The sequence below is a fragment of the Burkholderia sp. AU33423 genome, assembly GCF_002223135.1.
In the GTDB taxonomy this organism is placed as follows: Bacteria; Pseudomonadota; Gammaproteobacteria; order Burkholderiales; family Burkholderiaceae; genus Burkholderia; species Burkholderia lata_D.
This window is the reverse complement of sequence record NZ_NKFH01000005.1, coordinates 70,642-83,447: the sequence shown is the minus strand read 5'-3', so window position 1 is coordinate 83,447 and position 12,806 is coordinate 70,642. Positions and strand designations below refer to the sequence as shown.

The window sequence follows — 12,806 nt, the reverse complement described above, 5'->3', positions numbered from 1 at the left end:
GGCGGGTGCCGGCGCGACATGCGCGGGCGGCCCGGGCGCCGCATCGAAGCGCCGCGCGGTGATGCCGGCGGCGGATGGACGGAACGTTACATCAGCACGATATCGTACTGCTCCTGGCTCAGGTTCGATTCGACCTGCAGCGACACCGGCTTGCCGATGAAGTCGATCAGCATGGCGAGATGCTGCGACTCCTCGTCGAGGAACAGGTCGATCACCTGCTGCGCGGCGATCACGCGGAATTCGCGCGGGTTGAACTGCCGCGACTCGCGCAGGATCTCGCGCAGGATGTCGTAGCATACGGTGCGCGACGTCTTCACCTGGCCCTTGCCCTGGCAGGTCGGGCACGGCTCGCACAGCACGTGCGCGAGCGATTCGCGCGTGCGCTTGCGCGTCATCTCGACGAGCCCGAGCTGCGAGAAGCCGTTGACCGTCACGCGCGTGCGGTCGCGCGACAGCGCCTTCTTCAACTCGGACAGCACCGCGTCGCGATGCTCGGCGTTCTCCATGTCGATGAAGTCGATGATGATGATCCCGCCGAGGTTGCGCAGCCGCAGCTGCCGCGCGATCGTATGCGCGGCCTCGAGGTTGGTCTTGAAGATCGTGTCGTCGAAGTTGCGCGCGCCGACGTAGCCGCCCGTGTTCACGTCGATCGTCGTCATCGCCTCGGTCTGGTCGATCATCAGGTAACCGCCCGACTTCAGGTCGACGCGGCGCGACAGCGCACGCTGGATCTCCGTCTCGATGTTGTACAGGTCGAACAGCGGACGCTCGCCCGTGTAGTGGTGCAGCTTCGGGCTCACGGCCGGCGTGAATTCGCCCGCGAATTCCGAGAGGCGCTGGTACGTCTCGCGCGAATCGACCTGGATGCGCGTCGTGTCGTCGTTCGCGAAATCGCGCAGCACGCGCTGCGCGAGATCGAGATCCTGGTACAGCAGGCTCGTCGCCGGCAGCCGCTGTGCCTGGGCGACGATCGTCGCCCACGTCTTGCGCAGGTACGTGACGTCGCCGGCGAGCTCGTCGGAGGTGGCATCCTCGGCGATCGTGCGCACGATGTAGCCGCCTTTCTCGTCCGGCGGGATCACGGCCGTCAGGCGCGCGCGCACGGCCTCGCGCTCGGCCTCGCTCTCGATCTTCTGCGAGATGCCGATATGCGGCTCCTGCGGCAGGTAGACGAGCGTGCGGCCCGCGATGCTGACCTGCGTCGACAGCCGCGCGCCTTTCGTGCCGATCGGATCCTTGATCACCTGCACCATCAGCGTCTGGCCTTCGAACACGATCTTCTCGATCGGCTGGTGCGGCGTGCCCGACTGCGGCTCGCCCGCGAGGCGCGGATGCCAGATGTCGGCGACGTGCAGGAACGCCGCGCGTTCGAGGCCGATGTCGATGAACGCCGACTGCATGCCGGGCAGCACGCGCACGACCTTGCCGAGATAGATGTTGCCGACCCGCCCGCGCGACAGCGTGCGCTCGACGTGAAGCTCCTGCACCGCGCCTTGCTGGACGAGTGCGACCCGCGTTTCCTGCGGCGTGAGGTTGATCAGGATTTCTTCGTTCATGGTGGGTTCAGAAGGCGACGCGCGCGGTGCGTAGCAGCGCGGCAGTCTCAAAAAGGGGCAGACCCATGATACCTGAATGGGAACCGTCGATTCGCTCGATGAACTCGGCGGCGCGCCCCTGGATCGCGTACGCGCCGGCCTTGCCGAACGGCTCGCCCGATTCGACGTAGCGCGCGTACGCGTCGCGCGACGCGGCCGCGAAGCGCACCGACGAGCGCGACAGCGCGGGCGGCAGCAGTTCGCCGTCGGCATCGATCACGGCGACGGCGGTCAGCACCGCATGTTCGCGGCCCGCGAGGCGCGTCAGCATCGCGAGCGCGTCGTCGGCGTCGGCCGGCTTGCCGAGGATCGCGCCGTCAATCGTGACGGTCGTATCGGCGACCAGCACCGGCGAGGCCGGCTTGCCGCTCGCGACGAGGCGTGCACGCGCTGCCTCGGCCTTGGCGATGGTCACGCGCCGCACGTAGGCATCGGCGGCTTCGCCGGGCAGTTCGGCCTCGAGCGCCTCGGCGTCCTCGTCCGGGCGCGGCAGCAGCAGCTCGAAGCGTACGCCGATCTGTTGCAGCAGCTCCTGGCGGCGCGGGCTTTGCGAAGCGAGGTAAAGGATCGGGAAAAGCGCGGGGGGCGTGCTGGACGGCATGGTGTCGATATCTCGGTGTGCGCGCGTGGCGCGCGTCTCGAGGACGACACGTCATGCGCGGTGGTAGGGGTGATTCTGCGTGATGCTCCACGCCCGGTAAAGCTGTTCGGCGAGCAGCACGCGCACCATTCCGTGCGGCAGCGTCATGCTCGAGATGCGCAGCAGCGTGTCGGCACGCGCTTTCAGTTCGGGATCGAGCCCGTCGGCACCGCCGATCACGAAGGCGACGTCGCGGCCGTCCTGCTGCCAGCCGGGCAGCGCCTGCGCGAGCTGCATCGTGGTCCAGTCGCGGCCGCGCTCGTCGAGCGCGACGAGGCGCGCGCCCTTCGGCAACGCGGCCTCGATCTTCTGCCGCTCGGCCGCCATCACGCTTTCGGCGCTGCGACCACCCGAACGCAGTTCGGGCTTGATCTCGCGCAACTCGATGCGCAGCTCGGGCGGCATCCGCTTCGTGTATTCGTCGAAGCCGGATGCGATCCAGCCCGGCATCTTGTGGCCGACCGCAAGGATGAAAAGCTTCATCGGAAGACGTGTAACGAATCGGGGCTCAACGGCGGCGGGCGGCTGTCTTGCGTGCCGGGCGCGCGGGCGCGGCTTCCTCTTCGTCCTCGTCGCCTTCGCTGGCCTGGGCGAAGCCGTTCCCCTTGCCGCTGCCGAGCTTCATCCGCACGGGCTTGTCGCCCCAGATTTCCTCGAGGTTGTAGTACTGGCGCAGGGCCGGTTGCAGGATGTGCACGATCGCATCGCCGCAGTCGACGAGCACCCATTCTCCGGTGTCTTCGCCTTCGGAGCTGACGATGTCGCCGCCGGCTTCCTTGACCTTGTCACGCACGCTCGACGCGAGCGCCTTGGTCTGGCGGTTGGAGGTGCCCGAAGCGACGACCACGCGGTCGAACAGTTCGGTCAGGTGGCTGGTGTTGAACACCTTGATGTCTTGCGCCTTGACGTCTTCGAGGGCGTCGACGATCACGCGCTGCAGTTTGCGAATATCCATGGATTCAGGAATGGTAGAGGCGATGTTGAAGAATATAGGCCCATACGGCGGCCGGCACATGTTCGGCCGACGCGTCGGGCATTTGCGCATGGCGTGCGATGCATTCGCGCAGATGGGCGCGGATGTCGGTCGCGGCAATGTCGAACGAAAGGGTCGTATCGATCAGCAAGTGGCCTGCCGGCGTGGCCTTCAGCACGTCGGCGCCGGCCTGCCGCGCGGCGATTTCCTGCGCGACCTCCGGCGGCGCCGCGCCGAGGTCGAACCCCGGGCGCGTCGACACGCAGATGTGCGCGTAGTCGAACAGCGTGCGCCAGTCGCGCCACGTATCGAGGCGCACGAGCTGGTCGGCGCCGATCAGCAGCGACAGCGACGCGTCAGGGCCGATCCGCTCGCGCCAGCGCGCGAGCGTCTCGACCGTGTAGGTCGGGCCGGTGTGCTCGATCTCGTCGGTGGCGACGGTCACGGTCACGCCCGGCACGGACAGCGAGCCGGCGGCCGCGCGCGTCATCGCGAGCCGATGCTCGGCGGCCGACACGTCGCGCTTCTGGTACGGCTGCCCGGCGGGCAGCAGCACGAGTTCGGTCAGGCCGAGCAGTTCGGCGAACCGGCGCGCGAGCGCGAGATGGCCGTCGTGGATCGGGTCGAAAGTGCCGCCCAGCAAGCCGATACGACGCGGCAGCGGGGCGGGGCGGGCGGTGGTGTCCAGAAACGCGTCCTTGTCTTGAAGCAGGGTCAGACCCAGTCGCGCGGTACGAGGAAGTCGCTGTACAGGCGCGCCTCCGGCGAACCCGGCTCGGGCTGCCAGTTGTAGCGCCAGTTCGCGACCGGTGGCATCGACATCAGGATCGACTCGGTCCGGCCGCCGCTTTGCAGGCCGAACAGCGTGCCGCGATCGAACACGAGGTTGAATTCGACGTAGCGGCCGCGGCGGTACGCCTGGAAGTCGCGCTCGCGCTCGCCATACGGCAGCTCGGTGCGCCGTTCGACGATCGGCAGGTAGGCCTGCAGGAACGCGTCGCCGACGCTTTGCATCATGTCAAACGAGCGTTCGAAACCGGGCTCCGAGAAATCGTCGAAGAAGATCCCGCCGATGCCGCGCATCTCGTTGCGGTGCTTCAGGAAGAAATACTCGTCGCACCATTTCTTGAAGCGCGGGTAGAGCTCGACGCCGAACGGGTCGAGCGCATCCTTGCAGGTCTGGTGGAAATGCCGGGCGTCGTCCTCGAAACCGTAAACCGGAGTCAGATCCATGCCGCCGCCGAACCAGAACACGGGCTCCTCGCCCGGTTTCGTCGCGATCAGCATCCGCACGTTCATGTGTACGGTCGGGCAGTACGGATTGCGCGGGTGCAGCACCAGCGACACGCCGAGCGCCTCGAAGCCGCGGCCCGCGAGCTGCGGGCGCGCCGCGCTCGCCGACGGCGGCAGCGCATCGCCCGCGACGTCGGAAAAGCCGATTCCCGCCCGTTCGAACACGCGGCCGCCTTCGAGAATCCGCGTGCAGCCGCCGCCGCGCAGGCGTTCGGCGGGCCCGCGCTGCCATGCGTCGGTCGCGAGCGGCGTGCCGTCGAGCGCGCCGAGCGCGTCGGCGATGCGTGTCTGCAGGCCCTGGAGGTACGTGCGCACGCGCGCCACGTCGTAGGTCGAATCGGTCATGTCTGGACTGGGTGCCCCCGCCCGAAGCGGGGGCCGTAAAAAAGGCCTCTGCCGGGCATTCTAACGAACCCCGGCAGAGAGGCCGCCGCCGCGCGTGGGCGGGGCGGCGATTGCAACGTCAGGCGCTCTTGCGGTTGAGCGCGCGGAAGCCGATGTCGCGGCGGTACTGCATGCCTTCGAAATTGATCTGGTTGATCGTCTCGTACGCATGCTGCTGCGCTTCGCGCACCGAATCGGCGAGGCCGACCACGCACAGCACGCGGCCGCCGGACGTCGTCAGCTTGTCGCCGTCGAGCGTCGTGCCCGCATGGAACGTGACGGCCTGTTCGGTCTCGGCCGGGATCCCGTTGATGCGGTCGCCCTTGCGCGGCGCGTCCGGATAGCCGTGCGCGGCCAGCACGACGCCCAGCGCGGTGCGGCGGTCCCAGTCGAGCTCGACCGTGTCGAGCGTGCCCGCGATCGCCTGCTCGACGACCTTCGAGAAATCGCTCTTCAGGCGCGCCATGATCGGCTGCGTTTCCGGGTCGCCCATCCGGCAGTTGAACTCGAGCGTGCGCGGATTGCCTTCCTTGTCGATCATCAGGCCCGCATACAGGAAGCCCGTGAAGCGGATGCCGTCCTTCTCCATCCCGCGCACGGTCGGCATGATGATCTCGCGCATCACGCGTGCGTGCATCTGCGGCGTGACGATCGGCGCGGGCGAATACGCACCCATGCCGCCGGTGTTCGGGCCGCGGTCTTCATCCAGCAGGCGCTTGTGGTCCTGGCTGGACGCCAGCGCCAGCGCGTGCTTGCCGTCGACCATCACGATGAAGCTCGCTTCCTCGCCATCGAGGAATTCCTCGATCACGACACGCGCGCCGGCGTCGCCGAGCTTGTTGCCCGACAGCATCATGTCGACGGCTTCGTGCGCTTCTTCCGCCGTCATCGCGACGACGACACCCTTGCCGGCCGCGAGGCCGTCGGCCTTCACGACGATCGGCGCACCCTGCGCGTCGATGTACGCGTGCGCGGCGGCCACGTCGGAGAACGTTTCGTACTCGGCGGTCGGGATGCCGTGGCGCTTCATGAACGCCTTCGCGAAATCCTTCGAGCTCTCGAGTTGCGCGGCTTCGCGGGTCGGGCCGAAGACCTTCAGGCCGCGCGCGCGGAACAGGTTGACGATGCCGGCCGCGAGCGGTGCTTCCGGCCCGACGAGCGTGAACGCGACGCCTTCGCGTTCCGCGAAATCGGCGAGTTCGTCGAGCGCCGTGATGTCGACGTTCTTCAGGCGCTCGTCCTGCGCCGTGCCGCCATTGCCGGGCGCGACGTAGACCATCTGGACGCGCGGCGACTGCGCGAGCTTCCACGCCAGCGCATGTTCGCGGCCGCCGGAACCGACGACGAGTAGTTTCATGGGATTCCCCGCAGACTAGAAAACAGGGCGGCCGGCACGCTCAGGCGCGCCGGCCGCGGATTCGGTCGGGCCGCCGCCGCGACAGGAACACGGCGGCCGGCACATCATTCCTCGACGATGACGGCGTTCGTATACACGTCCTGCACGTCGTCGAGGTTCTCGAGCGCGTCGAGGAGCTTCTGCATCTTCGCCGCGTCGTCGCCGGTGAATTCGACTTCGTTCTGCGGCTTCATCGTCACTTCGGCGAGCTCGGCCTTGAAGCCGCCGGCTTCGAGCGCGTCCTTCACCGCCGAGAATGCCTGCCAGTCGCACAGCACTTCGATCGAGCCGTCGTCGTTCGTGTTCACGTCGTTCGCGCCGGCTTCGAGCGCGGCTTCCATCAGCGCGTCTTCCGACGTGCCCGGTGCGAACAGGAACTGGCCGACGTGATCGAACATGAACGCGACCGAGCCGTCGGTGCCCATGTTGCCGCCGAACTTCGAGAACGCATGGCGGACTTCCGCGACCGTACGGGTGCGGTTGTCGGTCAGCGTGTCGACGATGATCGCCGCGCCGCTGATGCCGTAGCCTTCGTAGCGGATTTCCTCGTAGTTCGCGCCATCCGCGCCGCCGACGCCGCGATCGATCGCGCGCTTGACGTTGTCCTTCGGCATGTTCGCGTCGGCCGCCTTGTCGACCGCGAGACGCAGGCGCGGGTTCGAGTTGACGTCACCGCCGCCGAGGCGCGCCGCGACCTGGATTTCCTTGATCAGGCGGGTCCAGATCTTGCCGCGCTTCGCGTCGGCCGCTGCCTTCTTATGCTTGATGTTGGCCCATTTCGAATGACCAGCCATACCTTTCTCCGTGCCCGGGCGCACAGCGCGGGCGATTGTTTCAATGTGTCGTTGAATCGGCGGCCGTTTCGGCGGGCATGAAGCCGCGGGGCCGCGCGTGTCGAGTGGATCGAGATTTTATCACGCGGCGACCGCCGGATCGGGGCCGCCGCGCATGGCCGGACGGCCAGGCGGGCCGTCGCGAGCCGGGCCGCGCGCCGCGCGGCCGTACCGGGGCTCAGTTCTTGGTGCCGAACAGGCGGTCGCCCGCGTCGCCGAGGCCCGGCACGATGTACGCGTGCTCGTTCAGGTGCGAATCGAGCGACGCGACGAACAGCTTCACGTCCGGGTGCGCGTCCTGGAACACCTGCACGCCTTCGGGGGCGGCGACCAGCGCGACGAACATGATGTTCGCGGCCGGCACGTTGCGGCGCTTCAGCACGTCGACCGCGTGCACGGCCGAGTAGCCGGTCGCGACCATCGGGTCGCACAGGATGAAGATGCGGTCTTCCAGATCCGGCAGGCGCACCAGGTATTCGACCGGGCGGTGGTCGTCGGCGCGGTACACGCCGATGTGGCCGACGCGGGCGGACGGAACCAGGTCGAGCAGGCCGTCCGACATCCCGATGCCCGCGCGCAGCACGGGCACGATCGCCAGCTTCTTGCCCGCGATCACCGGCGCGTCGACCTCGACGAGCGGGGTTTCGACCCGCTTGGTCGTGATCGGCAGGTTGCGGGTGATCTCGTAACCCATCAGCAGCGTGATTTCGCGCAGCAGCTCGCGGAACGTGCGCGTGGACGTGTCCTTGTCGCGCATGTGCGTGAGCTTGTGCTGGATCAGCGGGTGATCGGTGATGAAGAGATTCGGGAAACGGCTGTCCTGTTTCATGACGGGGGGCGCCTTGGCGGCAAAAGAGGATCGGGGGCGGTGGCGGGCGCAAGCCGGCCGCGCGCTTATGTCCGCAATTTTACCAAGGCGCGCCACATGATCCGGATAATATCGACGTCTCACGACAATCCGCGCGCCCGCGCCCGCCCGATTGCCCGCCTGACCCGCCCGGGGTCCATGCGCCGGGCGATGGGGCCGAGCCGGCGCGTGTCGCCACCAAGGAATCGACGATGGATCTCGGCATCGAAGGAAAGACCGCGCTGGTGTGCGCGGCAAGCAAGGGGCTCGGTCGCGGCTGCGCGGAAGCGCTGGCCGCCGAGGGCGTGAACCTCGTGATCGTCGCGCGCACGCGCGACACGCTGGAGGAAACCGCGGAGGAGATCCGGGCCGGCGCGAACGTGTCGGTGACCGCAGTCGCCTGCGACATCACGACGCCGGACGGGCGCGCGGCCGCGCTCGCCGCGTGCCCGCAGCCGGACATTCTCGTGACGAATGCCGGCGGCCCGCCGCCCGGCGACTTCCGCGACTTCTCCCACGACGACTGGATCCGCGCGCTCGAATCGAACATGCTGACGCCGATCGAGCTGATCCGCGCGACCGTCGACGGGATGATCGCGCGCGGCTTCGGCCGGATCGTCAACATCACCAGCTCGGCCGTGAAGGCGCCGATCGACGTGCTCGCGCTGTCGAACGGCGCGCGCTCGGGGCTGACCGGCTTCGTCGCGGGGCTGTCGCGCAAGGTCGCGGGGCAGGGCGTGACGATCAACAACCTGCTGCCGGGCCTGTTCGACACCGACCGGATCGCGACCACGCTCGCCGCGTCGGCGAAGGCGCAGGGCGTGAGCGTCGACGAGATGCGCGCGCGTCGCACGAAGGACATCCCGGCCGGGCGCCTCGGCACCCGTGCGGAATTCGGCGCGGCGTGCGCGTTCCTGTGCAGCGTGCACGCCGGCTACATCACCGGGCAGAACTGGCTGCTCGACGGCGGTGCGTATCCGGGCACGTTCTGACGCGCGCGCCGCCTTTCACGATAACCACCTGAAACGAAGGATCTGGAGATGAGCAAACCCCGCATCGCATTGATTGCGCACGACGCGAAGAAGGACGAGATCGTCGCGCTCGCGGGCGAATTCCGCGCGACGCTTGCGCAATGCCGGCTGGTGGCGACCGGCACGACCGGCGGCCGCATCGCGGACGCGCACGGGCTCGAGGTCGAGCGCAAGCTGTCGGGGCCGCTCGGCGGCGACCTGCAGATCGGTGCGGAACTGGCCGACGGCCGCATCGACATCGTCGTGTTCCTGCGCGACCCGATGACCGCGCAGCCGCACGACCCCGACATCACCGCGCTCGTGCGTGCATGCGACGTGCACGACGTGCCGGTCGCGACCAACGTCGCCACCGCGCGGATGCTGCTCGACGATCTGGCGCGCAACATGCAGGACGTCTGCTAAGGGCCGCCCGCGCCCGATTGCCCCTGCTGGCGGCAGGGCCATGCACGGGCGGCCGCGGCGCGCGAGAATCGTGCTTCGCGACACGCGCCTGCTGCCCGGTTCCTGCATGACCCGGCCGGCTCCGCGGATCGGCGACCCGGATTTTCCCTGACAGAATCAGAAACGAGGAGCGAAACGATGCCGAAAGCAATCCGATACGACCAGCCGGGCGGCCCGGACGTGATGAAGTGGGTCGATGTCGAGGTCGGCGAACCGAAGGCGGGCGAAGTCCGCATCCGGCAGCACGCGGTCGGCCTCAACTACATCGACGTCTATTTCCGTACCGGCCTTTACCCGCAAGCGCTGCCGGGCGGTCTCGGGATGGAGGCGGCGGGCGAGGTGACGGCCGTCGGCGAAGGCGTGACCACGTTCAAGGCGGGTGACCGCGTCGCGTACGTCGGGCAGCCGCCGGGCGCATACGCGCAGGAACGCGTGATGCCGGCCGAGCGGCTCGTGAAGCTGCCGGACGGCATCAGCTACGACGACGCGGCGTCGGTGATGCTGCAGGGCCTGACCGCGCACTACCTGCTGCGCCGCACGTATCCGGTGAAGGCCGGCGACACGATCCTGATCCACGCGGCGGCCGGCGGCGTCGGCCTGCTCGTGTGCCAGTGGGCGAAGGCGCTCGGCGCGACCGTGATCGGCACGGTCGGCTCCGACGAGAAAGCCGCGCTCGCGAAGGCGCACGGTTGCGACCATCCGATCGTCTACACGCGCGAGAACTTCACGCAGCGTGTGAAGGAGATCACGAACGGCGCGGGCGTGCCGGTCGTCTACGACTCGATCGGCAAGGACACCTACATCGGCTCGCTCGACTGCCTCGCGCCGCTCGGCTATTTCGTCAGCTTCGGCAACGCGTCGGGCCCGCTGCCGCCGATCGACTCGAAGGAATTCTCGTCGCGCGGCTCGCTGTTCTTTACACGCCCCACGCTGTTCTCGTACATCGCGAAGCGCGCCGATCTCGAAGCCGCGGCCGCCGAGCTGTTCGACGTGCTGCTGTCGGGCAAGGTGAAGACGAGCATCAACCAGCGCTATCCGCTCGCGGAAGTCGGCCGCGCGCATGAAGATCTCGAAGCGCGCAAGACCACCGGCTCGACGATCCTCGTTCCCTGACCTGTCTCTCCGTGCCGGCGCCATGCCGGCACGCGCTTGTCCGGGCGGCGCCACGGCGCCGTCCGTCCCGCCTCCCGGTTCCTGCCGTCCTCCCCCGAATGCCACGTTTACGCGTTTTTTATACGTGCCCCGATACCTTTGACCCGTCCTTTACGTGCGTTCCCATAAGGTTCTAGTCGTCTGATTTCGACGATGGAGAACAGAAAAATGGATGGGGTATTTATCGGCGCACTGGTGCTCTTCACCGCGCTGATCCTCGGTTTGATTGCCGGTTGCGACAAGCTCGTGCAATACGGTCGCGGGGGGCGAGCATGACCTGGATGCTTTGGCTGGCGGGCGCCTCGACGGCCCTGCTGTTCGCGTATCTCGTCTTTGCGCTGCTGCGCGCGGAGGACATTGAATGAACGCGAACAATCTCTTTCAGACGCTGCTCTTCATCGTCGTGCTGCTGGCGGCGGCCGTGCCGGTCGCCCGCTATCTGTCCGCGGTGATGGACGGCAGTTCGCGCGTCGTGCGCGTGTTCGGGCCGCTCGAGCGCGCGCTGTACCGCATCGCCGGCGTTGATGCCGGCAGCGAGATGAACTGGAAGCAGTACGCGATCGCGACGATCGCGTTCAACGCGCTCGGCGCGCTGTTCCTCTACGGCCTCCTGCGCCTGCAGGGCTTCCTGCCCGGCAACCCGCAGCAGTTCGGCGCGATGACGGTCGACGGCGCGTTCAACACGGCCGTCAGCTTCGTCACCAACACGAACTGGCAGGACTACACGCCGGAGCAGACCGTCAGCTACCTGACGCAGATGCTCGGCCTGACCGTGCAGAACTTCCTGTCGGCGGCAACCGGCATCGTCGTCGTGATCGCGCTGATCCGCGGTTTCGCACGTCATACCGCGCAGACGATCGGCAACTTCTGGGTCGACCTCACGCGCGTGACGATGTACGTGCTCGTGCCGATGTCGGTGATCATCGCCGCGCTGCTGATGAGCCAGGGCGTGATCCAGAACATGAAGTCGTACCAGGACGTGCCGGTGCTGCAGACGAGCACCTATGCGGCGCCGAAGCTGGACGCGCAGGGCAATCCGGTGAAGGACGACAAGGGCAACGCGGTGACGGTGCCGACCCCGCTCACGAAGCAGACGCTTGCAATGGGCCCGGTCGCGTCGCAGGAAGCGATCAAGATGCTCGGCACCAACGGTGGCGGCTTCTTCAACGCGAACTCCGCGCACCCGTACGAGAACCCGACGCCGTTCGCGAACTTCATCCAGATCTTCGCGATCCTGATCATCCCGGCCGCGTTGTGCCTCGTGTTCGGCCGCATGATCGGCGACCGCCGGCAGGGCATCGCCGTGCTCGCGGCGATGACGGTCGCGTTCGTGATCGCGATCGGCTTCGAGGTGAGCGCCGAGCAGGGCGGCAACCCGACGCTCGCCGTGCTGCACGTCGACCAGTCGGCGAGCGCGCTGCAGCCTGGCGGCAACATGGAAGGCAAGGAAACGCGCTTCGGCATCGCGCAGACCGGCATCTTCACGGTCGCGACGACGGCCGCGTCGTGCGGCGCGGTCGACACGATGCACGATTCGCTGACGCCGCTCGGCGGCCTCGTGCCGTTGCTGCTGATGCAGCTGGGCGAAGTGATCTACGGCGGGGTCGGCTCGGGTCTCTACGGGATGCTCGTGTTCGCGCTGCTCGCGGTGTTCGTCGCCGGCCTGATGATCGGCCGCACGCCGGAATACGTCGGCAAGAAGATCGAATCGTACGAGATGAAGATGGTGTCGATCGTCGTGCTGCTCACGCCGCTGCTGGTGCTGGTCGGCACGTCGATCGCCGTGCTCGCCGATGCAGGCAAGGCCGGCATCGCGAACCCGGGGCCGCACGGCTTCTCGGAAATCCTGTACGCGTTCAGCTCGGCCGCCAACAACAACGGCAGCGCGTTCGCGGGCCTGACGGTCGGCACGCCGTTCTATAACTGGACGACCGCGATTGCGATGTGGTTCGGCCGCTTCGGCACGATCGTGCCGGTGCTGGCGATCGCCGGCTCGCTCGCCGCGAAGAAGCGCATCGCGGCGACGAGCGGCACGCTGCCGACGCACGGTCCGCTGTTCGTCGTGCTGCTGCTCGGCACCGTGCTGCTGGTGGGCGCGCTGACCTACGTGCCGGCGCTTGCGCTCGGCCCGGGCGTCGAGCACCTGATGATGTGGCTGGGCGCGTGATGCGCGCCCGCATGGCGACACATTGAAAAGACTGAAGAGATTGAAGAGATCGCA

The 12,806-nt window shown here is 67.8% G+C and carries 15 protein-coding genes; 6 read left to right on the top strand and 9 right to left on the bottom strand.

The annotated features are described in order from the left end of the window. Window positions 1-86 precede the first annotated feature (86 nt). The 9 genes from rng to upp form a co-directional block, all read right to left on the bottom strand. On the bottom strand, window positions 87-1,556 hold the full coding sequence (gene rng / locus CFB50_RS12830; protein ID WP_069248507.1) for a ribonuclease G: 1,470 nt from the start codon (window positions 1,554-1,556) through the stop codon (window positions 87-89). Between the two features lie 7 nt (window positions 1,557-1,563). Continuing rightward, entirely contained in the window at window positions 1,564-2,196 is a 633-nt protein-coding gene (locus tag CFB50_RS12825; RefSeq protein ID WP_069248506.1) for a Maf family protein, read from the bottom strand. A 51-nt stretch (window positions 2,197-2,247) separates the two neighbouring features. Next, on the bottom strand, window positions 2,248-2,718 hold the full coding sequence (rlmH, locus tag CFB50_RS12820) for a 23S rRNA (pseudouridine(1915)-N(3))-methyltransferase RlmH (RefSeq protein ID WP_011352746.1): 471 nt from the start codon (window positions 2,716-2,718) through the stop codon (window positions 2,248-2,250). A gap of 25 nt (window positions 2,719-2,743) precedes the next feature. Further along, a complete protein-coding gene (rsfS, locus tag CFB50_RS12815; protein WP_069248505.1) occupies window positions 2,744-3,190 on the bottom strand; it encodes a ribosome silencing factor in 447 nt (148 codons plus the stop codon). Between the two features lie 4 nt (window positions 3,191-3,194). Beyond that, window positions 3,195-3,926 carry a nicotinate-nucleotide adenylyltransferase gene (locus CFB50_RS12810; protein ID WP_083265903.1) on the bottom strand — a complete coding sequence of 244 codons (732 nt, stop codon included), beginning with the start codon at window positions 3,924-3,926 and terminating at the stop codon, window positions 3,195-3,197. Further along, window positions 3,923-4,846: an oxygen-dependent coproporphyrinogen oxidase gene (hemF, locus tag CFB50_RS12805; RefSeq protein WP_089446133.1), complete on the bottom strand. Its 924-nt coding sequence runs from the start codon at window positions 4,844-4,846 to the stop codon at window positions 3,923-3,925. Before hemF ends, CFB50_RS12810 begins: the two co-directional genes overlap by 4 nt. Window positions 4,847-4,964: 118 nt before the next feature. Next, entirely contained in the window at window positions 4,965-6,242 is a 1,278-nt protein-coding gene (gene purD, locus CFB50_RS12800; RefSeq protein WP_089446132.1) for a phosphoribosylamine--glycine ligase, read from the bottom strand. A 104-nt stretch (window positions 6,243-6,346) separates the two neighbouring features. Further along, window positions 6,347-7,075: a YebC/PmpR family DNA-binding transcriptional regulator gene (locus CFB50_RS12795; protein WP_011352741.1), complete on the bottom strand. Its 729-nt coding sequence runs from the start codon at window positions 7,073-7,075 to the stop codon at window positions 6,347-6,349. A gap of 217 nt (window positions 7,076-7,292) precedes the next feature. After that, window positions 7,293-7,943 carry a uracil phosphoribosyltransferase gene (gene upp / locus CFB50_RS12790; RefSeq protein WP_011352740.1) on the bottom strand — a complete coding sequence of 217 codons (651 nt, stop codon included), beginning with the start codon at window positions 7,941-7,943 and terminating at the stop codon, window positions 7,293-7,295. A 230-nt stretch (window positions 7,944-8,173) separates the two neighbouring features. On the opposite strand from upp, the gene CFB50_RS12785 reads away from it, so the two are divergent. The 6 genes from CFB50_RS12785 (at window position 8,174) to kdpA (ending at window position 12,752) form a co-directional block, all read left to right on the top strand. After that, complete coding sequence (locus CFB50_RS12785; protein ID WP_069257219.1) at window positions 8,174-8,953, top strand: SDR family oxidoreductase; 780 nt, start codon at window positions 8,174-8,176, stop codon at window positions 8,951-8,953. A 48-nt stretch (window positions 8,954-9,001) separates the two neighbouring features. Then, on the top strand, window positions 9,002-9,394 hold the full coding sequence (locus CFB50_RS12780) for a methylglyoxal synthase (RefSeq protein WP_011352738.1): 393 nt from the start codon (window positions 9,002-9,004) through the stop codon (window positions 9,392-9,394). A gap of 177 nt (window positions 9,395-9,571) precedes the next feature. Continuing rightward, the gene (locus tag CFB50_RS12775; RefSeq protein WP_089446131.1) at window positions 9,572-10,546 is read left to right on the top strand and encodes a quinone oxidoreductase family protein; all 975 of its coding nucleotides are present in this window, start codon (window positions 9,572-9,574) and stop codon (window positions 10,544-10,546) included. 192 nt (window positions 10,547-10,738) lie between these two features. Beyond that, on the top strand, window positions 10,739-10,861 hold the full coding sequence (locus CFB50_RS39975; protein WP_256093628.1) for a hypothetical protein: 123 nt from the start codon (window positions 10,739-10,741) through the stop codon (window positions 10,859-10,861). Then, window positions 10,858-10,950 (top strand): K(+)-transporting ATPase subunit F, encoded by a 93-nt coding sequence (gene kdpF / locus CFB50_RS12770; protein ID WP_006752209.1) that lies wholly within the window; start codon window positions 10,858-10,860, stop codon window positions 10,948-10,950. The genes CFB50_RS39975 and kdpF overlap by 4 nt, the downstream gene beginning before the upstream one ends. Further along, the gene (kdpA, locus tag CFB50_RS12765; protein ID WP_089446130.1) at window positions 10,947-12,752 is read left to right on the top strand and encodes a potassium-transporting ATPase subunit KdpA; all 1,806 of its coding nucleotides are present in this window, start codon (window positions 10,947-10,949) and stop codon (window positions 12,750-12,752) included. The genes kdpF and kdpA overlap by 4 nt, the downstream gene beginning before the upstream one ends. Window positions 12,753-12,806 lie beyond the last annotated feature (54 nt).